20 protein-coding genes are annotated in these 18,883 nt (G+C 69.3%); 12 read left to right on the forward strand and 8 right to left on the reverse strand.

The genetic code is table 11. The features are described from left to right. Positions 1 to 53: 53 nt before the first annotated feature. The 5 genes from C5E06_RS15865 to C5E06_RS15885 all read left to right on the forward strand — a co-directional run bounded on the left by C5E06_RS15865 (position 54) and on the right by C5E06_RS15885 (position 5,106). Positions 54 to 1,235 carry an MFS transporter gene (locus C5E06_RS15865; RefSeq protein ID WP_104307544.1) on the forward strand — a complete coding sequence of 394 codons (1,182 nt, stop codon included), beginning with the start codon at positions 54 to 56 and terminating at the stop codon, positions 1,233 to 1,235. 148 nt (positions 1,236 to 1,383) lie between these two features. After that, positions 1,384 to 2,286: an ATP-binding cassette domain-containing protein gene (locus C5E06_RS15870; protein ID WP_104243925.1), complete on the forward strand. Its 903-nt coding sequence runs from the start codon at positions 1,384 to 1,386 to the stop codon at positions 2,284 to 2,286. Positions 2,287 to 2,316: 30 nt separating this feature from the next. Next, positions 2,317 to 3,138, forward strand: a complete 822-nt coding sequence (locus C5E06_RS15875) for a hypothetical protein (protein WP_104307545.1) — start codon at positions 2,317 to 2,319, stop codon at positions 3,136 to 3,138. Between the two features lie 61 nt (positions 3,139 to 3,199). Next, the gene (locus tag C5E06_RS15880; RefSeq protein WP_104307546.1) at positions 3,200 to 4,417 is read left to right on the forward strand and encodes a histidine kinase; all 1,218 of its coding nucleotides are present in this window, start codon (positions 3,200 to 3,202) and stop codon (positions 4,415 to 4,417) included. After that, complete coding sequence (locus C5E06_RS15885; protein WP_104307547.1) at positions 4,414 to 5,106, forward strand: response regulator transcription factor; 693 nt, start codon at positions 4,414 to 4,416, stop codon at positions 5,104 to 5,106. Before C5E06_RS15880 ends, C5E06_RS15885 begins: the two co-directional genes overlap by 4 nt. 57 nt (positions 5,107 to 5,163) lie before the next feature. Here the strand turns inward: C5E06_RS15885 and C5E06_RS15890 are convergent, their stop codons facing one another. Further along, on the reverse strand, positions 5,164 to 6,306 hold the full coding sequence (locus C5E06_RS15890; protein ID WP_146081406.1) for a hypothetical protein: 1,143 nt from the start codon (positions 6,304 to 6,306) through the stop codon (positions 5,164 to 5,166). Positions 6,307 to 6,632: 326 nt separating this feature from the next. Between C5E06_RS15890 and C5E06_RS19415 the strand changes: the two genes are divergently transcribed. Continuing rightward, on the forward strand, positions 6,633 to 6,782 hold the full coding sequence (locus tag C5E06_RS19415) for a hypothetical protein (RefSeq protein WP_181063007.1): 150 nt from the start codon (positions 6,633 to 6,635) through the stop codon (positions 6,780 to 6,782). Positions 6,783 to 7,028: 246 nt separating this feature from the next. Here C5E06_RS19415 and C5E06_RS15895 read toward each other — a convergent pair whose 3' ends face one another. The 4 genes from C5E06_RS15895 to C5E06_RS15910 all read right to left on the reverse strand — a co-directional run bounded on the left by C5E06_RS15895 (position 7,029) and on the right by C5E06_RS15910 (position 11,004). Further along, positions 7,029 to 7,796, reverse strand: a complete 768-nt coding sequence (locus tag C5E06_RS15895; RefSeq protein ID WP_104307549.1) for an ABC transporter ATP-binding protein — start codon at positions 7,794 to 7,796, stop codon at positions 7,029 to 7,031. Next, positions 7,793 to 8,800: a FecCD family ABC transporter permease gene (locus C5E06_RS15900; RefSeq protein ID WP_374953244.1), complete on the reverse strand. Its 1,008-nt coding sequence runs from the start codon at positions 8,798 to 8,800 to the stop codon at positions 7,793 to 7,795. The genes C5E06_RS15895 and C5E06_RS15900 overlap by 4 nt, the downstream gene beginning before the upstream one ends. 74 nt (positions 8,801 to 8,874) lie before the next feature. Continuing rightward, positions 8,875 to 9,918 (reverse strand): ABC transporter substrate-binding protein, encoded by a 1,044-nt coding sequence (locus tag C5E06_RS15905; protein WP_104300274.1) that lies wholly within the window; start codon positions 9,916 to 9,918, stop codon positions 8,875 to 8,877. A 174-nt stretch (positions 9,919 to 10,092) separates the two neighbouring features. After that, complete coding sequence (locus C5E06_RS15910) at positions 10,093 to 11,004, reverse strand: SDR family NAD(P)-dependent oxidoreductase (RefSeq protein ID WP_104307550.1); 912 nt, start codon at positions 11,002 to 11,004, stop codon at positions 10,093 to 10,095. A 152-nt stretch (positions 11,005 to 11,156) separates the two neighbouring features. Between C5E06_RS15910 and C5E06_RS15915 the strand changes: the two genes are divergently transcribed. Continuing rightward, positions 11,157 to 11,588 (forward strand): MarR family winged helix-turn-helix transcriptional regulator, encoded by a 432-nt coding sequence (locus tag C5E06_RS15915; protein ID WP_104243943.1) that lies wholly within the window; start codon positions 11,157 to 11,159, stop codon positions 11,586 to 11,588. 144 nt (positions 11,589 to 11,732) lie between these two features. On the opposite strand, the gene C5E06_RS15920 is transcribed toward C5E06_RS15915, so the two are convergent. After that, positions 11,733 to 12,521, reverse strand: coding sequence for a hypothetical protein (locus C5E06_RS15920; RefSeq protein WP_146081098.1), 789 nt, complete (start codon positions 12,519 to 12,521; stop codon positions 11,733 to 11,735). A gap of 193 nt (positions 12,522 to 12,714) precedes the next feature. Between C5E06_RS15920 and C5E06_RS15925 the strand changes: the two genes are divergently transcribed. Further along, positions 12,715 to 13,362, forward strand: a complete 648-nt coding sequence (locus tag C5E06_RS15925) for a GntR family transcriptional regulator (RefSeq protein WP_104243946.1) — start codon at positions 12,715 to 12,717, stop codon at positions 13,360 to 13,362. A 43-nt stretch (positions 13,363 to 13,405) separates the two neighbouring features. Continuing rightward, positions 13,406 to 14,428, forward strand: coding sequence for a nitronate monooxygenase (locus C5E06_RS15930; RefSeq protein WP_219820234.1), 1,023 nt, complete (start codon positions 13,406 to 13,408; stop codon positions 14,426 to 14,428). Positions 14,429 to 14,486: 58 nt separating this feature from the next. On the opposite strand, the gene C5E06_RS15935 is transcribed toward C5E06_RS15930, so the two are convergent. Further along, positions 14,487 to 15,386 carry an alpha/beta fold hydrolase gene (locus C5E06_RS15935; RefSeq protein WP_104307553.1) on the reverse strand — a complete coding sequence of 300 codons (900 nt, stop codon included), beginning with the start codon at positions 15,384 to 15,386 and terminating at the stop codon, positions 14,487 to 14,489. A 73-nt stretch (positions 15,387 to 15,459) separates the two neighbouring features. Here C5E06_RS15935 and C5E06_RS15940 point away from each other — a divergent pair, with 73 nt between their 5' ends. Further along, positions 15,460 to 16,212 carry an SUMF1/EgtB/PvdO family nonheme iron enzyme gene (locus C5E06_RS15940; RefSeq protein WP_104243952.1) on the forward strand — a complete coding sequence of 251 codons (753 nt, stop codon included), beginning with the start codon at positions 15,460 to 15,462 and terminating at the stop codon, positions 16,210 to 16,212. Positions 16,213 to 16,267: 55 nt separating this feature from the next. On the opposite strand, the gene C5E06_RS15945 is transcribed toward C5E06_RS15940, so the two are convergent. Next, positions 16,268 to 16,762 (reverse strand): small multidrug efflux protein, encoded by a 495-nt coding sequence (locus C5E06_RS15945; protein ID WP_104243954.1) that lies wholly within the window; start codon positions 16,760 to 16,762, stop codon positions 16,268 to 16,270. A gap of 184 nt (positions 16,763 to 16,946) precedes the next feature. Here C5E06_RS15945 and C5E06_RS15950 point away from each other — a divergent pair, with 184 nt between their 5' ends. Further along, positions 16,947 to 18,179, forward strand: a complete 1,233-nt coding sequence (locus tag C5E06_RS15950; RefSeq protein ID WP_181063008.1) for a sensor histidine kinase — start codon at positions 16,947 to 16,949, stop codon at positions 18,177 to 18,179. After that, entirely contained in the window at positions 18,176 to 18,778 is a 603-nt protein-coding gene (locus C5E06_RS15955) for a response regulator transcription factor (protein WP_104307555.1), read from the forward strand. Before C5E06_RS15950 ends, C5E06_RS15955 begins: the two co-directional genes overlap by 4 nt. Positions 18,779 to 18,883 lie beyond the last annotated feature (105 nt).

The following is an 18,883-nucleotide window of genomic DNA, read 5'->3' on the forward strand; positions in this document are numbered from 1 at the left end:
TTGCATTCACATACGCGCTGTATGTGAATATGAGGAGAGGGTCCGCCGAGAGCATGGCTGGTCAGTACCGAACGTTGTTCCAGGAGCCGGGGACGAAACCCCTGACGGCCGCCGGCCTGGTTGCCCGCATGCCGCTCTCGATGGTGGGCATCGGGGTGATCACCATGGTCTCGAGCACCACGGGCAGCTATGCGCTGGCCGGAGCCCTGGCCGCCAGCTACGCAGTTTCGGCGGCGATCGCCGGCCCACAGGTCGCTCGATTCGTCGACCGCTTCGGCCAGCGCAGGGTTATCCCTTTCGTCGCCGCGTTCAGCGCAGTCGCCATTGCGCTGCTCGCCCTCACCTCGGCGAGCGGCGGCCCCGAGTGGCTACTGTTCACCACCGCGATACTCGCGGGGATCGCCCCGAGCGCACCAGCGCTCGTTCGCGCCCGCTGGACTCACCTCCTTCGAGGAACGCCGAGGTTGCATGCCGCGTACGCGTGGGAGACAGTGCTCGACGAAGCCAGTTTCATCCTCGGCCCGCCCCTGTCCATCGGCCTCAGCGTCGCGCTCTTCCCACAGGCCGGGCCGCTCGTGGCCGGCGCTTTCCTGCTTGTCGGCGTCCTGTGGCTTGCCGGGCAGCGGCACACCGAACCTCCGGTGAGAGCCGCACTGCAGTCGAGCCGCCGGTCAAGCGCGTTGAGGGAGCCGACCGTCGCACTGGTCGCCGTCGTCATGGTCGCGCTGGGTGCCATCATCGGAACAATCGACGTCGTGAGCGTGGCCTTCGCCGAGCAGGAGGGGGCCCCCGTTGCGGCGAGCATCGTGCTGTCGGTCTACGCCATCAGCTCCTGCGCCGCGGGGTTCCTCTTCGGATCACGTGAGTGGAAGACACCGACGCCCCGACTTCTGAGGCTCGGGCTCCTGGCAACTGCCGTCACAGTGCTGCCGCTGCTGTGGGTGCCCACGATTGCAGCGCTCTGCGTTGCCGTCTTCGTCTCCGGCATCTTCTTCGCCCCGACGATGATCATGGCCGCCAAGCTCATCGAAGAGGTCGTCCCGGAAGACGCCCTCACGGAATCGCTGACCTGGTCGACAGCGGGGCTCGGCTTCGGGACCGCCCTCGGACCGGCGATTGCTGGGTCGATCATCGACGCTCACGGTGCAACTGACGGCTTCTGGGTCGCGATCGTCGCCGCCGCGCTGCTCGCAGGACTGTCGCTCGCTGTCGCGGACGCACGACAGGGAACATAGGCACGCGCTCGATCGAGGTATCGAACGTGGGCCTCGACCGGCCGGTCGCGATCAGCCGCAGTTCAACCCCTGGTTGGCATCCGCCACCACCCCCTCGTCCGTAGCGTCGTGAGCACGAGACAACCGCTATGACGAGGAGCGCGACGAGATGACGATCGAAGTTGAGGCCCTGACCAAGACCTACAAGGGAAAGCACGCAGTGCGGGACGTGAGCTTCACGGTCCAGCCGGGCAAGGTCACCGGGTTCCTTGGCCCGAATGGGGCAGGCAAGTCCACGACGATGCGCTCGATCGTCGGCCTCGACCACCCCACCGCCGGGCGTGCGCTCATCGACGGCACCGAGTACCGGGCGTTCGCGGCGCCGCTGCGCGAGGTCGGGGCTCTGCTCGACGCGAAGGCGGCGCACAAGTCCCGCACGGCACTGAACTACCTGGCCTCGATCGCAGCGACGCACCGGATTCCGCGCTCGCGCGTCGACGAGGTCCTCGAGGCAACCGGCCTCAGCGCAGTCGCCCGGAAGAAGGTCGGCGGGTTCTCCCTCGGCATGGGTCAGCGTCTCGGCATCGCCGCGGCGCTGCTGGGCGACCCGGGCACGCTCATCCTCGACGAGCCGGTCAACGGCCTGGACCCCGAGGGCGTGACCTGGGTCCGCGAGCTCCTGGCGCGGCTGGCGGCCGAGGGGAGAACGGTGTTCCTCTCATCGCACCTGCTGAGCGAGCTGGCGCTCATCGCGGACCACGTCATCATCATCGGCCGCGGCGAGATCATCGCGGACTCACCGCTCAGCGCGCTCACCGAGCAGAACGGCCTCCGCGTCCGCGTGCGCACGCCGGATGCGCTCACGCTCACTCGCCGAATGACGAGCACGGGGGTGAGGATCGTCTCGAGCGAGCCCGAGCTGTTGGAGGTGGAAGGCCTCACCGCCGAGCAGATCGCCCGCGCCGCCCGCGAGACGGGGGTGCTCATCACCGAGCTGACGCCCCTGCGGCAAACCCTCGAAGAGGCCTACAACCACCTCACGCGCGACTCCGTCGAGTACGCCTCAGCCTGATCTCGCTTGCTTCACGAAAGGACCATCCTCATGGGCACCATCACAACCGCCACGCCTCCCCGCATCGTGCGCCAGTTCCCCGTGCGGAACGTCAGCCTGGGCGGCGCAGTCCGCTCCGAATGGATCAAGTTCTGTGGGCTGGCTTCGAACAACGTCCTCGCAGGGTTCACGTTCCTCCTCCTGGTCGCCAACGGCATCGCGATGCCATGGGCGTATGTCTTCCGCGACCGCGGTTCACCCCAGGCGAACTACGACGCGTACCCCGAGATGGTCGTCGACAAGACCGGCTACGTCGGCATCGTGCTCGCCGTGCTCGCGGTACTGATGGTCACGAACGAGTATCGCTCCGGGCAGATCAGCACCACGCTGCTGGCGGTTCCGCGCCGGACGCCGGCACTGATCGCGAAGGCGGCGATCATCGCGAGCGTCGCCTTCGTCATCGGAGTCGTCAGCTCGGCGATCGGGTTCGCGCTCGCACCGCCCATCCTCGCCGGTGGTGGGTACAGCTACGTCCTCGAGACACCCGACCTGCTCCGGCTGGTCGCCGGCTCGGGCTTCTACCTCGCTGCCATCAGCGTCATCGGCATCGCGCTCGGCGCGATCATCCGCAACGTCATCGCCGCGGTACTGGCGACGATCGTCTTCCTCATCATCGTGCCCGTGATCCCGCAGATGTTCTCCGAGTACGGCACTGAGATCATGCGCTTCTTCCCGATCCAAGCCGGCTCGCTGCTCCTGGCGCCCGCCGGCACTGACCCGATGGGACCGTGGGGCGGTTCTGCCGTCCTGCTGCTCTGGGCGCTGGCGCTGTTCGTGAGCGCAGCCATCGTGCTCAAGCGCCGCGACGCCTGAGCACGCTCATGGGCGGGCTGGCAGCGAGAATGGGAGCACAGCTCGGGATGGAGGTCGGGGTATGAGTGCTCGCTCATCACCGCCAGGGGTGGATGCCGCGGAGGTCGACCGCGTCCTCAGCACGCGGCTCCTGCTCTGGGTCGGCGCTCACCCCAGGACGGTCGACGCGGTCGTCGCCCTGCTGTGTCTGGGAGCCCAGATGCTCGTCCTCGTGCTCCCAGGTGCCCAGAATCCCTCCGCAGGCCTGCTCCTCGTGCCACTCTCCTGCGGCCTCCTCCTGTGGCGGCGACGATTTCCCCGCACCATCCTCGTGGCAGTCGCCTCGGTGAGCACGGCGGGCTTGCTCCTCCCCACCCCGGTCGCGCTCCTCGGACTGCCCGCCGCCGTCGCGCTGTACACCCTGGCCTCATTGACTCCCATCAGGACCGCACTCCTGGGGTACGCAGTCGCCGTGGGGTTGCCCGCGGCAGGCATGCTCCTCATGTTCCTGACGACGGGAGTCCCCCGTGCACCGTCGCTCCTCGACCCCGTGGCGCTGATCGCTCTCACTCTCGGTATCGCCGTCCGCAGCGCAGCGCGGCGCCGAGAGGCGCTCGCGGAGTTGGTGAACCAACGGCTCAGCACGGCTCGGGTCGTGGAGCGGCAGCGCATCTCGGCAGAGATGCACGACATCGTCGCTCACTCGCTCTCGACGATGATCGCTCTCGCCGACGGTGCATCGAAGGGCTGGGAAACGCACCCGGAGCGGTCGGCTCTCGCGCTCGGCAGGCTCGGCGACGTCGGGCGAAGCGCACTTGCCGACATGAACAGGGTCCTGCGGGTGCTTCGGGGGGAGGACGCGGTCTTGGACGAGAGTCTCCAACGCTCGGGCCACAACGTGCCGGAGTTGGAGGAGGTGGTCGAGATCTTTCGCGGCACCGGCGTGCCCGTCACACTCGCCCGCTCCGGCGAGACGATGCCCGACAGCCCCACACTGGCGACGACGGTGTACCGGATCGTCCAGGAGTCGCTCACCAACGTGCTGCGGTACGCGACAGGAGCCACACGAGTCGAGGTCAGCATCGACGTCGCAGGTGGCACGGTCACGGTGCAGGTCACCGACGACGGCTGCGCCGGACCGCACTCGGGCAGGGCCCGGAGCCAGGGGACCGGCCGTGGCCTGCTCGGCGTCGCTGAGCGTGCCGCGACGTACGGCGGGACGAGCGCAGCTGGCCCGCGCCCGGGCGGCGGCTGGATGACGCGAGCCACCCTGCAGATCGACGAGGCAACCAGAACATGACCGGCCCCAGTTCGCCGAAGATCAGGGCCCTACTGGTCGACGACCAGGAGCTCGTTCGGATGGGTACGGCTCTCACCCTCGACGCCGCCGACGATATTGAGGTCGTCGGCGAGGCAGACACGGGTGAGTCGGCGATCCGCCGCACGCGGGAACTGAAGCCCGACGTCGTGCTGATGGATGTGCGGATGCCCGGCATGGGGGGCATCGAGGCGACCAGGATCATCACGACCGTGCACCCCAGCACGAGGGTGCTCGTGCTCACCACATTCGACGTCGACGAGTATGCCTTCGGCGGCCTGGACGCGGGGGCAAGCGCCTTCCTCCTCAAGAGCACCCCGCCAGATCGGCTCCGTGAGGCGGTGAGGACCGTCCATTCGGGCGAGGCCGTGGTCGAGCCCAGAATCACGAGACAGCTGATCGATCACTACGCCTCCGGCGGTTCACCGCATGCGCGTTCTCGGAGTGCCGAGAACACCGACCCGCTCAGCCAGCTCAGCCCGCGCGAGCGAGATGTGTTCGGGTGCATGGTCGCCGGGCTCTCCAACAGCGAGATCTGCAAGACGCTCCACCTCTCCCCCGCAACGGTGAAGACCCACGTGAACCGCATTTTCGCCAAGCTGCACCTGCGCGACAGGGTCCACGCGGTGATTCTCGGGCACGAGCTGCGAGGGCAGGGGCGGGCGCGGTAGCGATCGCCCATGCCCCCACCGGTCATGAAGTCGGGGCATGGGCCGAAGGCAGTCAGATCAAGCGCAGACTTCGTAGCGCAGTTCGATCCGGCCGCCGAGACGAGTGTTCTGCGTGGTGTTTCGTTCGGTGCCGCGGGTGATGCTGCTGGTTCCGGCTACGGGAGTCACGCCGCCGACTGACGCCGAGGACACGAAACTGCCGCCGCCACCACCACCCGATGCTCTCGCCGGGAGCCCACTGTAGTTCGCCGTCTCCGGGTTCAGGTACTTCGCGCCGCGGACGCCGCCGCCACCGCCACCCGTGTACCCGCCGCCGCCACCACCACCGGCAGCCCCTCCTGCAAGTACCGTTCCCGCGGGGTTCTGAGTAGCGAACTGGGCATAGGCGATGCTGCCGCCTGTACCACCTGCGCCACCAGCCGCGCGCGTCTGGCCCGACGCACCCGAGCCGTTGAAGACCTCCGTGGAACCGGCGGTCGATGTGCCGGTACCGCCTCCTGTCCCGGCAGCGCTGGCGGATCCACCGGCACCTCCGATCGCGGTAACCGTTCGATTCGGGCCATTCCAGAGCACTGACGTGTTTGCCGCGGCGAACCCGCCGTCTCCACCGGAGGCCGGGACCGTCACCGTCGTTGGGAGGGTGCCGGGCCCGTTGATGCCGGTGCCCGCGCCGCCACCGCCGCCGGCGACGACCAGCGGGGCGCCGCCGACCAGGATGGCAGAACCGCCGCCACCCGAGCCGCCCGCGAACTGGAACTGCCCGCCGGAAGGGCCGGAAGCGCCACCGTTGCCGAACCCCGTGCCCCCGACCGCGGGTGGGGCCTGGCCGGCAACGTACGTTCCACCAGCCCCAACGCGGAGGACGAGCGACTGACCAGGCACAACGGTCAACGTGCCCTCCGCTCGCTCACCGGCACCTCCGTACCCCGCAGCATTCTGTCCTCCGCCGGCGGCACCGACGACGGTATAGGTGATCGAGGTGACGCCGGCGGGCACGACGAACGTGGTGTCCGTGAACGTGGCCCCGGCGGGACGGGCAGCGACAAAAGGCGTTGCGGCGACGCAGCGGCTTGCAGCCCGTGCGGGGGTCGCGACAGCCAGGCTCAGAATGGGGACGGTCCAGGCAGCACCGGTCACCAGTGATCGGCGGGACGTGCCGCCCTGACGCGTCTGTGCGTCTCTCTTGAGATTTTCTTGCATGAAATGGCACCTCTCGGGTGTCGTCTGAGGGGAGAAAGCTGCTCGAGAACGGGACAGCGATTCCTGTTCCGAGGAGGGGAATCTCGGATCACGTTAGGAGAGCCCCCAGCCCCCGCATAGCGCCCCGGTACTAGATGCGTCCCACAGACCGAAATCTGCGTAAATGCGTCAAAACCATCACTACAGTGCGCTCCTCTCGCGCAGCCCAGGGGCAGTTGGAGGAGACTGAGCCACACGTCGCTGGCCGAAGTCATGGCCGACCGCTACGTCCTGGCGTCGTACGACGCGACGTCGCCCACGAACGGCAACCGGATTACCGGTTACGTGTGCGATCACTCGTGCTCGTGCCGGTCGTCCTGCCCCTCGACGCCGCCGCCGGCGTGCTCTGGAGTCGGATGCGAGGCGCGGAGGCCATCGACCATGTCGTGGCGACAGCGCGCCAGCGCGCGGCGGACTCCCGCGCGGGTGGCGCGTGAAGTCAGCGCGGGGACGGCTGCAGCTCGCCTGCCAGGGGTCGCGGTGCGCGCCGAGACCTGGGTGCTTCGCGCAGTCGTGGGTTCCCGTCGCGCTCCGCGCCGCCGTGAGGTGGTGTGCGCAGATCTGCCCGCCGGTGACGTCCGCCGCGATGTGCGGCCCGCACACGCGGTCCAACGAGACCGGCGGTGCGACCTCGGGAGGTGCCAGGATCCGAGAGCACTGCGACTCGCGCGGAACGCTCCCGGTCAGCCCGGTCTCGTGAAGGTGACGACGGTGGTCTGCCGGCGGGCGTCGACGGAGACTTCGGCGGTCACGCCGTAGACGTCTTCGATGAGCTCAGGGGTGAGCACCTCGGTCGGCGTGCCTGCGGCGACCACGGCTCCATCCCGGAGCACGACCAGGACGTCGCAGTACATGGCCGCGAGGTTGAGGTCGTGGATGGCGATGATGGTCGTGACCGGCAGTGCGCGTATGAGCTCCAGCAGCTCCAGCTGGTGTCGGATGTCGAGGTGGTTGGTCGGCTCGTCGAGGAGCAGTTCGTGGGGCTCCTGGGCGAGGGCACGGGCGATCTGGGCGCGCTGGCGCTCGCCGCCCGAGAGGGTGTGCCAGAAGCGGTTGGCCTGCTCGAGCAGACCGACGTGGTCGAGGGCGCGGTCGACCGCGCGATCGTCGGCGGCGGTGTCTCCTCCGAGCCCTGAGCGGTGCGGGATCCGCCCGAGGCGCGCGATGTCGCGCACGGTGATGTCCACGTCGGTGTCCGCATGCTGGGTCACCGACGCGACGGACCGGGCGATGTGACGACGCCCGACGGTGCTGATGTCGACGCCGTCGAGGGTCACGAGGCCAGCGCTCGGTTTCACGAACCCGTGCAGCACTCGGAGCAACGACGATTTGCCGGACCCGTTCGGTCCGAGCAGTCCGACGGTCTGGCCCGGCTGGGGGTGCAGGCTGACGCCGTCCACGACGAGCGCTCCGCCTCGACTCCACGAGACGCCCTCCGCGTTGATCGTCACGTGCGCTTCCTCTTTCGGGCGAGGAGCGCGATGAAGACGGGCACCCCGACGAGGGCCGTGCCGACACCGACGGGGAGCGGGGTGGGCGAGAACGCGACTCGCGATCCGGCGTCGACCCAGACCATGAAGATCGCTCCGATGACTGCCGTCGCCGGGATGAGGCGTGAGTGTCGCGGGCCGACGAGCAGCCGGGCGGCGTGCGGCAGGACGAGGCCGACGAATCCGATGGCTCCCGCGACGCTGACCAGCGTGGCGGTCATGAGGGCGGTCGCGACGAGGAGGACGGCTCGAGTACGCGCAACATGGATACCGAGGGACGCGGCGACGTCTGCCCCGAACGCGAAGGCGTCGAGGGCGTGGGCGTACCTCGCGCAGAGCACGGTCCCGGCGCCCACGACGACGACGCAGAGCACGACGTCATCCCACCTCACCCCTTCCAGGGAGCCCAGCATCCAGAACATGACGCCCCTCGTCTCGTCGGAATCCGCGAAGGCGAAGATGATCAGCGACGTCAAGGCGGAGAACAGCTGCGTGCTCGCGACCCCCGCGAGGACAACTCGGTCGGTCCCGCCGCCGGAGAGCTGAGAGAGCAGGAGCACGAGCCCGAACGCGACGAGTGCGCCGATGAACGCGCCACCGGAGAGCCCGATCGCGGCGCCACCGAGCCCGAGGACACCGATGGCGACGGCACCCGTCGATGCGCCGGATGAGATGCCGAGAATGAAGGGGTCGGCGAGCGGATTGCGCAGGAGCGACTGCATGACCACGCCGCAGAGCCCGAGGCCGATTCCGCACGCGGCGGCCACGAAGGCGCGAGGAAGCCGCTCCTCCCAGACGATCGCGTCCTTCGACACCTTCACCGGGATGTCAGTCAGGCCGAGGTGGTTCGTGACGATGTCACGGACGTTGACGGGCAGGATATCCGCCGGTCCGAGCGTGATCGCAGTCCCGACCGAGACGACGAGCAGAAGCAGACCGGCGAGCACCAGGGCGCACGCGATCAGCACGCGTCGCGGCCGGGGCGCGCGCGAAGATTCGGTGCTCACGCGTTCGACGGAACGCTGGCCCGTGGCGGAGGTCAGAGTTCCTCCCCGTGCTCGTCCCACCACGCCTTGATCTTCTCGAGGCCATCCACGAAGCGTATGGAGGGGTTGAGCTCCGCCCCGTGCAAGTCGATGTAGCGCTTGTTCTGCACGGCGTCCATCGTCTTGGTCAGCGGGTCGGATTCCAGGAACGCGACCTTCTCGTCCAGACGGTCGCCAGGGAATCGGTCTCGCTGCAGGTCGCCCAGGATGAGCACCTGCGGGTTTCGATCGACGATGTCCTCCCACGTCGTCGCGGGCCAGTCGTCGTCGAGGTCCGCGAAGACATTCGTGAGCCCCGTGGATGATCCGAGCATGGCGGCAGAACCCAGGCCACCCGCGACGTAGGGCGTCTTCGTGTCGGCGAACCAGTACGCAGCGCTCGCGCCGTCGAAGTCGACGCCCTCGGTCGCCGCTGCCGCGCGCGTCTGCAGATCGCTCACGAGCTCGGCCGCGCGATCTGCGACGTCGAAGACCTCACCGAGCTCCGTGATCTCCGCGTACAGCGCATCGACCTCGAGCGGCGTCGTCCGCGTCCCTCCGCCGTTGATGCTGGTCCCGTTGTCGCAGTCCGTCGGCGAGAGGTAGCTGTTGACGCCCGTCTCAGCGAATCGTTCGCGCGAGGTGACCCCGCCTTCAGCGAAGTGCCGGCCGAAGGAGGCGGTCACGAAGTCGGGGTCCGCGCCGAGAACAACCTCGTAGGTGGGGGCGTTGTCGGCCAACCTCGGGACGGCGGCGTTGGCGTCGGCCAGCGATTCGAGGACCGGGTCGGTCCAGGATGCCGTGCCGACCATGCGGTCCTGGAGCCCGAGCGACAGGAGGATCTCCGTCGAGTTCTGGTCGAGCGAGACGACCCTCTCCGGGGCCGCGTCGATCGTCACCTGCGTTCCGCAGTTGTCGAGTGTCAGCGGGTACTGCGTCGCCCCGTCCCCCGCGCTCGCAGCCGAGTTGGATTCGACCGCCTCCGACGCTCCGCATCCGGAGAGCCCGAGGACGACTGCGGCGGTGAGAACGAGGCTGAAGGTGGCGCGCTGACGCACATGGGCTCCCTGGATCGAGTCGAGTCTGCCGACTGGCTCGCTAAGGATAGCCTTACCTGCGCGCTCGGGCGTGCGCCGGGCGTGCCGAGGAAGAGCGTGGAGGTCGAACAGAACGCGACGATGCGCTCGAGCCGCCCGGCGACCACTGACAGCAACAGCGAGCACGCGCGCTCATCACTCCGGAATGATCGGAGCTCCGAGACGCTCTTCGACCTGCTGCCAGACACTTCGACCGAGTTCGGGGTTGAGGCTTGTCGGCACCGGGGTCGTGAGGATCGGCGCACCGGTGGCTCCCGTCCGGGGGCCGAAGTAGGCGGCGGCTGGGAGCATGGGTGTCGTCATCGCGGCGATCGCCGGCTGCGCAGCCGCATCCTTGCCCTGCACCACTCTCGAGAACACAGGAGCGACGGCTGTCGCGAGCGTGCGGACGAGCGCGGAGCGCTGCTGCAGTGGGGGCCGGTCCGGCGTCAACGCGTCGATGGCGGAACCGGGGTGGCTGACGACCGATCTCACGCGAGAACCACTCGCGACGAGACGTCGGTCGAGCTCGAATCCGACGATCTCCGCGGCATGCTTCGACATCGCGTAAGCGGCGCGAGGACGATACGCGGACGGAGCGAGCCAGCCGTCCGCATCGAACGGGATCTTCTTCGTGAGGAAACTGCCCGCGCTGATGACCCGCGCCTCAGGCGCGTGCGTGAGCGCAGGAAAGCTCAATCTCAGGAACTCGAGGTGCGCGAGGACGTTGACTCCGACCGTGGACTCGACCCCGAACGGACCTTCGCTGTAGGTGGGGTGAGCGGCGATGACGCCGGCGTTCATCACGAGACCGTGGACCGGCGGACCGGCGCCGATGCGCGACCCGGCCGCGCGAACGGATTCGAGGTCCGCGAGGTCGAGTTCGAGGTGGCGGTGGCGGGCGGATTCCGGGAGGAGCGCGATGGCGCTCTGCGCTTTCTCCGCGGAGCGGGCCGCCACGATGATCTGCGCACCGAGGCGAGCGAGCCCTTCCGCGACGAAGAAGCCGATGCCGCTGGTTGCGCCGGTGACGATGATCGACCGTCCATCGAGTCGTGGTGTGTCCATTGATCAGACTTTCCGTTCAGGCGCGGGGCGCGCGGCTGTTGCGTTCGCGGGGAAGCCAAGCGGCAGTTGCACATCAACCGCCCACTTCCTTCAAGTTCTGAAGTGACTGTAGCAGAAGCTTCAAGTCTTGTAGCAAGTGCTAGGGTGTGCGCATGGGAGACGAACGCGCACAGAAGCTGTCGGAGGCCCTCTTCGCCGCGTACGACGTCGTCGCCCGCACGAACGATGCGCTCGAGCCGGCACTTGCAGAGTTCGGGCTCACCGCAGTCACCGCTCACCTGCTCTGGGTGATCGACCCCGACGGGCCAGCACCGTCGATGCGCACGGCCGCCGAACGGACGCACTGCACCCCGCAGAACGTGACCTTCATGTGCCACCAGCTCGAGGCCAAGGGGCTCGTCACGCGAAAGCCGTCCCCGACCGACCTCCGACAGCGCGTCATCGAGCTCACTCCCGAGGGCCGTGCAGCTCGCGACGCGATCGTCGAGCTCGCCTCGACCAGCTCACCGCTCGCCAACATCGGCGAGTCCGACCTCGCGCGAATCACCGAGCTCCTCGGAAGCGCACCGTCGCGCCTGGCCTGAATACCCTCGGGCACGCGGATCCCCCCTCCTACCGACTCCCGATGAGTCGAGCTGAACCCCGCCTGGCGTACCCACGGCACACGACTCAGCCCCCGACTTGGCAGTCAGGGGCTGAGTTCAGTGCGCGTGGAGTTGGGTGATCGACTACCCGTCGAGCTCCGCCACCGCGAGGCCGTAGGTGACGTTCGCGGCGTTGTTGACGCCCGCGTAGATGAAGCCGAACGGGTTCTCTCCGCCGGTGATGGCGTTGTACACGCCGTCTACGCTGAACGCGCCCGTGGTCGGGTTGATCGGCACGATCAGCCCGGCGTCGCGGCGCAGATCCACGCGCCCTTCGCTGACGTCGGAGAAGCTGAGGATGACCTCGGCCGGGAGCGCACCGCGATTGACGGTGACGACGCCGGTGAGCGTCGGGAAGATCGTGACCCCGTCGACCTCGCTGCCCCGGTACTGGTTGGGGGAGAAGTTGATGGTGCCGGTCGTCTCTCCGGGCGCGGTGCGCGGGGCGACGACGTCCACCGTCACCGAGACCGACGCGCCGTCAGTGATCGAGGCCGAGACGGTGCCCGTGAACTCCTGGCCCGAGCTCGCCCCCGCATAGAAGCCGCTCACGTTGACCGTGACTTCGAACTCGCCCGTCTCGGAATCGACGGCGGCGCTCGATGGGCCCGTGATCGGCGAAGAGTATGCGAGCTGCACGGTCTGCGGACGGGTCCCCGCCTCGGTCGTGGCCGCGAACCCGCGCAGCGAGACCGTGGATTCACCGTCGGAGACGACCGCCCCATCAGGACCCAGCGTGAGGGGTTCTGGAGCCGGCGCGGTCGAGGCGACCGCGAGGGGCGCGGCGAGCGCGGCACTGACGGTCGGCAACGCCCAGGCGGCAGTGGTGACGACGGCCCGACGACTCGGTCCTGGGGAGGGCTGGGAACTCATGAACATCCTTCGAATGGGGGAACCGCGGAAAGGTCGGCGACACACAAGGAGGCCCAACCGCTCTAAGCAGACTACCTGCGGGGCGTGAACGACCGCCGAAAACCGGTGACGGCTTGACCCGGGTGGCCGCCTCGGAGTATTGATCCCAGCTGAACTTCCCGTACAACTGGGATCCCAGTTGTACACTCGGCCCATGAGGACGCCACCGCCACCCACCGCGACCGAGGTGGCCTACCAGCAGATGCTCGCGTGGCTGCGCGACGGAACATTCGCGCAAGGCAGCATGCTGAGCGAGAACGACCTGTCGAAGCGCCTGGCGGTCAGCCGGACTCCGGTGCGCGGCGCCCTCCGTCGCCTGGAAGCAGATGGGCTGGTGACGATCTTCCCGCAGCGCGGGGCGCTGGTCCGCACCCTCACGGCCGAGGAAGCGCGAGCCGTCGCGGACGCGAGGCAGGTACTCGAGTCTGCCGCCCTGGACTCTCTGTCCGTCGAGGCACGGCAGCGGTTGTGCATCCGGCTCGAGAAGTCCATCCAGGATCAGCTGACCGAGCTCGAGCAGGGCAGCTACGAACGCGTCGTGCAGCTCACGATCGACTTCCACCGCATCTTCGTCGAAGCAGGAGGGAACCCGATCCTGTTGGAGTTCTACGACAAGCTCCGACAGCGTCAGGCGGCGATGACGCTCCGAACCTACGACGACGTCGCTGGCCGGTGGTCGGAGTTCATCGCGGAGCACCGACGCCTCGTCGAGCACGTGCGCACCGGGGATCGAGGCGCGTTCCTCGCCGAGCTCCGCGCGCACATCCATCACACGCACGGGTCCCTCATGGGGCCACTGTGACCCACATCACCGAACCAATGCACACCCGCGGAAAGGCATGACCATGACGCTCCCCTCCCCACTGGACACACTCAAGTCCGTTGCCGTCGCACCCATGGCTGGCGGCCCGAGCAGCCCTGGTCTCGTCGTCGCTGCGGCCCGCGCAGGACACTTCGCGCAGCTCGCCGGCGGGTACAAGACGGCGGCGGCGCTGAACGCACAGATCGCCGAGGTGACCGAGGCCGGGGTGTCGGTGTTCGGGGTCAATCTCTTCGTCCCCAACCCCCACCCCATCGACGAGGCGGGATATTCCGCGTACTGGGAGAGCATCCGCGAGCACGCGTCGACGCACGATGATGCCGCGACCATGGCCGCCAGGCTGGAAGACGACGACGAATGGTCGGAGAAGCTGGATGCGGTCATCCTCAGCCGGACGCCGGTGGTGAGCTTCACGTTCGGGCTGCCCTCGGCGGGGACGTTTCGGAGGCTGCAGGCGGCAGGGGTCCTCACGATCCAGACGGTGACGTCCGTCGATGAGGCCCGACAGGCCGCGGCAGCCGGCGCCGACGCCCTCACCGTTCAGGGGCACGACGCCGGCGGACACAGCGGCGTGTGGAACCCGGACACCGTCCCTGAGAACATCGCGCTCGCGACGCTCATCGAGCGCGTCCGGACGGTCACGGACCTGCCCCTGATCGCGTCGGGCGGGATCACGCGTCGCGAGCAGGTGCTCGAGCTCCTCGGCGCAGGCGCTGACATGGTCGCGGTCGGCACCGCGGTGCTTCGGTCAGACGAGAGCGGAGCATCTGCGGTGCACAAGGCTGCGCTCGCAGATGAGCAGTACACCGAGACGGCCTTCACGCGGGCATTCACGGGTCGCCCCGCACGTGCGCTCGTCAACGCCTTCGTCGAGAGCCACGTGGATGCGCCAGTCGGGTACCCAGCACTGCATCACCTGACCCGCCCCATGCGGGCGAAAGCCACGGCTGCGGGCGACAGCACGCTCGTCAATCTCTGGGCAGGACAGGGCTGGCGAGAGGCAGAGGACGGCCCCGTCGTCGCGATCCTCGATGCTCTGGAGCCGTGAGACGGCGCCGCTGATCCTGGCGGGCTCGGGGGCGTTGGCGACCGCGTCCCTTTGGCCCTCAGATCGATGAATCGTCTCCGGATGCACGCGAGTCGACCCCGCGATCGCCGCCGCGCAGCGCCAACTCGAGCACCTGCTGCGCCACCAGTTCTGGCTCGGACGCAGTGACCACGTGGCCCGAATGCTCCGCCCGCACGTGCACGGCCCCAGGATGCGCGGCGACCGTCTCGAGGTGCGCCGCGATCAGCGGGCCACGCGTGCGGTCCCCCGGCGTCTCCTGCATGCCCGAGATCACCCGCATGGGGAGGTCGCCAAGCCGCGGCGGACGCGACCGCAACCCGGCGAGCTCGCTCCGCACCATTCGCTGCTCTGCGGCGGCAGCCCGTGCCGCGGCCGGGTTCGTCGACGCATCCAGCGCCTGCGCCGCCGCGATCGGGTCCATCCCATCGATGAGGCTCCGCAGCTGCACACGCAGCAGGCCGAGTCGGGCGGCGGGCTCCAGCACCGCGGCCGAGAACGCGAACAGCCGCCGCGTCGAGGGCCGGAAATACAGGGCCGCGTGCTCGTCGCTCTGGTCGACCAGCACAACCCCATCCATCGGCGCACCCGCCGCCAGGCGACGTGCTGCCAAGCGCCGCACGATGGGCCCACCCCAACTGTGGCCGACGAGCACCAGCCGAGAGGGCTCCTGCGCGTTCACCACCGCGTCGAGGTCATCCGCGAGCCGCTCTAGCGTGCGCGGGGCGGGATCCGGTGCGCTCTCCCCATACCCGGCACGCTCATAGGCGACGACCCGCACGCGCTCCGCGAGCATCCGGTGCACAAGCCCCCAGTAGAGGCCGCTCGCACCGAGGCCCGCCTCGAGGACGACCACCGTGCCTGCATCGAGCGGCCCGCTCGCGAACGTGCGCAGGCGACGACCGTCGGGGGTGGTCACGAAGGCGGCGGAGTCGATCATCCCGGCATGCTCTCACGCCCCGACAACCACTCGCCAGGCGCCGGTGGCAGCCTCCGGTGCGAGGATGGCCCCAATGGATATCGAATTCTCGGCCATCGAGGGCGGCACCGTCGAGCTGCACGACGCCCGACGGAAGCTGCGCAGGCGCGTCGAGCTGGAGCCGTTCGAGATCGGCGTCTACGCCGTCACCCAGTCGCAGCTCGGCGAGCTCCTCGGCGAAGCCACCGACGATGGGACCAGCCACCCCGAACGGCCAGCGACCGACGTCAGCTGGCTGCGCGCCATCCGCTTCTGCAACGCCGCCTCCGAATGGGAAGGGCTCGACCCCGCCTACTCGTACGACGGCGAGCAGGTCACGTGGCACGTCGACTCCGACGGCATCCGCCTCCCCACCGAATCGGAGTGGGAGTTCGCGTGCCGCGCCGGGTCGACCACCGCCCAGTACGGGCCGCTCGCCGACGTCGCCTGGACGAGCCTCGACGGCGTCACCAGTCCGCAGCCCGTCGGCGGCAAGCACCCCAACCTCAACGGCCTCTTCGACACCCTCGGGAACACGTGGGAATGGTGCTGGGATCACCTCGACCCTGCCCGCTACGACGACTACCGCGTGTTCAGGGGCGGCGGCTACGCCGACGACACGTGGAGCGTCCGCGCCTCCGTTCGCCGCGGCGGTGCGCCCCGCATGCACCACGAGGACGTCGGGTTCCGCGTCGCGCGCGGCGGGTTCGACGCCGTGGATGCGGCCCAGGGCTGGTCAGCGGCAGCCGACCGCGAGCGCGCGACGTTGGAGGGGCCCACCCCGTTCGGGTGGACCCCTCAGAGCTGACCGGCGCCAGCCGCCATCCTCAGCCTGACGAGGCGTCGGCTCGAATAGCGAGCCCTCAGACCGCGAACTGGATGACGCCCGTGATGATGAGCGTCAGCAGGGTCGTCCACAGGACGATCGCGGCCGCCTGCCACACCAGCACACGCCCCTTCGAGATGCCGCTTCCCGCGAGCGCGGCGGCCGTGAAGTGCGTCGGGAGCAGCAGCGGGCCGAGGAGGCTCACACCGGCGACCCCGTAGCGGTTGAACGCGCGCTGGAACTTCTCGCGGCTCGCGGTCTTCGGCTTCGCATCCGCCGGCGACTTCGCGAAGCGGGCCCGGATGGCAGCGCCCAGGTACACGACCAGGGCTACCGCAATGAAGTTCCCGAGGGCGCCCGCCACCGCGGCGATAACCGGGTTGATGCCGCCGATGATGCCGATCGTCGCCGCCCCCTCCCCTTCGATGAAGGGAACCGCGCCGGCGAGTGCCACGATGAGCGGCTGCAGCCACTCGGGCAGCTGCGCCATCAGGTTCTGGAAGCCGAGGATGAGCTCTGCGATGGGATTCATGGTGTGGCCTTTCGAAGCTGCGATCTGGGCTGCCGCGTCGGAGTACCGCGGTGATGACTCCATTCCAGTCGGGATGCTCGCGCAGCAGCAGTGTCACCGCGTCACCACTCCTCGTGAGGATGCGCGTGCCGCTTCGTGACATATGTCACGGGTCGCGCGCCCCCCGCTGGCCTACCGTGGAGGGATGAGCACTCCACGCATCGGCGAGATCGCGCTGGCCCGCGGCGTGACCGCCACCTGGTGGTACACGGCGGTGGGGGTCGTCTCCTTCGTCGCGTTCACGGGCATGTTCTGGGTCTTGTGGGCCTGGGCGTCGCCGGCGCTCGACGCGCCCTGGCGGCTCCCCGTCGCGATCGCCGGCGGGGCCGCCTGGATCGCGTCCAGCGTCTTCCTGCTCCTCGACTACCGACCGAGCGTGCACGCCGCCCGTGACGGCGAACGGCACCCGCGGTCGCCGCTCAACATGACCGGGTTCGCGTTCGCCGCTCTGGGCGCGCTGTTGCTCGGAGTCGGCACGTCGTCGGTACTGGCCGCGGTCGGGGTTCTCGGGTTCGTCCTGGCCGTCCGGCCGTGGACACCCGGCGTGCGGTGGCGGGTCGTCGTCGGGGCGACGGTGCTCGTGACCGCGCTCGTCTTCGTGGAGGCGTCCAGCTTCACGAGGCAGGGCATCCCCTCCAGCGCGTTCTCGGCACCCGCGTTCTTCATCGTGATGCTGCCCACCATGACCGCCTTCTCGCTCTGGTGGTGGGAGATCGTCCTCGAACTCGACCGGGCCCGCGCCGCCGAGAGCCAGCTCGCCGCGACCCGCGAGCGCCTTCGCCTCGCCAACGACGTCCACGACCTGCAGGGCCACCACCTGCAGGTGATCGCGCTGCAGCTCGAGCTCGCCGAGCGGCTCCTCACGAAGGACCCGGCGGCGGCTGCAGAGCAGATCCGCGCCGCCCAGGGCGCCGTCGACGAGGCGCGCGCCGGCACCCGGGCGCTCGCGACGAGCTTCCGAGGCGTGCCCCTGCCCGACGAGCTCGAGAACGCGGCCGACCTGCTGCGCGCCGCCGGCCACGACGTGCGGATGCACGTGGGACCGGGCACCGCATCCGCCCCAGCCGCTGTGCTCGGACCGATCGTGCGCGAGAGCGTCACCAACGTGCTCAAGCACGGCGACGGCGCCCGCGCCCGGATCGAGCTCAGCCGTGACGGCGACGCGTGGCTCTACCGGATGGTGAACGACGCCGCCGACCGCGCTGAGAGCGCCGAGGCCGACATCGCCTGGGGCAGCGGCCTCACGGGCATGGGCGAGCGCCTCGAGTCGAGCGGCGGTGAAGTCGAAGCCTGGAACGACGGCACGAGCTTCACGGTGCAGGTGCGACTGCCCGTCGCCGCCCAGCAGGCTGCGGCGAGCACGGAGGGACACGCATGATCCGGGTCCTGCTCGCCGACGACGAGGACATGATCCGCACGGCGCTCGCCTCGCTGCTGCGCCTCGAGGACGACCTCGAGGTGATCGCCGAGTGCAGCACGGGTACGGCCGCCGTCGAGACGGCCCTGCGCCTCAAGCCCGACATCTGCCTGCTCGACCTCGAGATGCCCGGCCTCGACGGTGTCGAAGTCGCCGAGCGTCTGCACGGGCTGCCCGAGGTGCGGTGCATCGTCGTCACGAGGCACGCGAGGCCCGGGGTGCTGCGTCGGGCGCTCTCCGCGGGGGTGGAGGGGTTCATCCCGAAGTCCCGCCGCGCCGAGGAGGTGGCCGACATCATCCGCCGCGTCGCCGCTGGCCGACGCTACGTCGACCCGGAGATCGCCGCGGATGCGCTCGCCGACGAACGCAGCCCCCTCACCGACCGAGAGCTCGACGTTCTGCGGGCCGGGCAGCGCGGCGAGACGATCGCGGAGATCGCCCGCACCCTGCACCTCTCTCCCGGCACCGTCCGCAACCACGTGTCGTCGGCGCTCGGCAAGCTCGCCGTTTCGACCCGGCAGCAGGCGACCGTCGTGGCCCGCGAGCGCGGCTGGATCTAGCGCGGCGGCTCCAGCGCGGCGGCTCGGCCACCCACCACCGCGTTTCGGGATGGGTTCCACGCCTCGGGATGGCTTGCAACCCATCCCGAAGCGTGGAACCCATCC

The sequence above is a fragment of the Pseudoclavibacter sp. RFBI5 genome (genome assembly GCF_002931395.1).
Classification (GTDB): Bacteria; Actinomycetota; Actinomycetes; order Actinomycetales; family Microbacteriaceae; genus Pseudoclavibacter.

Coding starts and splice junctions, on each gene's coding strand:
- C5E06_RS15865 (WP_104307544.1), top strand. CDS start 54: ATGGCTGGTCAGTACCGAACGTTGTTCCAGGAGCCGGGGACGAAACCC.
- C5E06_RS15870 (WP_104243925.1), top strand. CDS start 1,384: ATGACGATCGAAGTTGAGGCCCTGACCAAGACCTACAAGGGAAAGCAC.
- C5E06_RS15875 (WP_104307545.1), top strand. CDS start 2,317: ATGGGCACCATCACAACCGCCACGCCTCCCCGCATCGTGCGCCAGTTC.
- C5E06_RS15880 (WP_104307546.1), top strand. CDS start 3,200: ATGAGTGCTCGCTCATCACCGCCAGGGGTGGATGCCGCGGAGGTCGAC.
- C5E06_RS15885 (WP_104307547.1), top strand. CDS start 4,414: ATGACCGGCCCCAGTTCGCCGAAGATCAGGGCCCTACTGGTCGACGAC.
- C5E06_RS15890 (WP_146081406.1), bottom strand. CDS start 6,306: ATGCAAGAAAATCTCAAGAGAGACGCACAGACGCGTCAGGGCGGCACG.
- C5E06_RS15910 (WP_104307550.1), bottom strand. CDS start 11,004: ATGGACACACCACGACTCGATGGACGGTCGATCATCGTCACCGGCGCA.
- C5E06_RS15915 (WP_104243943.1), top strand. CDS start 11,157: ATGGGAGACGAACGCGCACAGAAGCTGTCGGAGGCCCTCTTCGCCGCG.
- C5E06_RS15920 (WP_146081098.1), bottom strand. CDS start 12,521: ATGAGTTCCCAGCCCTCCCCAGGACCGAGTCGTCGGGCCGTCGTCACC.
- C5E06_RS15925 (WP_104243946.1), top strand. CDS start 12,715: ATGAGGACGCCACCGCCACCCACCGCGACCGAGGTGGCCTACCAGCAG.
- C5E06_RS15930 (WP_219820234.1), top strand. CDS start 13,406: ATGACGCTCCCCTCCCCACTGGACACACTCAAGTCCGTTGCCGTCGCA.
- C5E06_RS15935 (WP_104307553.1), bottom strand. CDS start 15,386: ATGATCGACTCCGCCGCCTTCGTGACCACCCCCGACGGTCGTCGCCTG.
- C5E06_RS15940 (WP_104243952.1), top strand. CDS start 15,460: ATGGATATCGAATTCTCGGCCATCGAGGGCGGCACCGTCGAGCTGCAC.
- C5E06_RS15945 (WP_104243954.1), bottom strand. CDS start 16,762: ATGAATCCCATCGCAGAGCTCATCCTCGGCTTCCAGAACCTGATGGCG.
- C5E06_RS15950 (WP_181063008.1), top strand. CDS start 16,947: ATGAGCACTCCACGCATCGGCGAGATCGCGCTGGCCCGCGGCGTGACC.
- C5E06_RS15955 (WP_104307555.1), top strand. CDS start 18,176: ATGATCCGGGTCCTGCTCGCCGACGACGAGGACATGATCCGCACGGCG.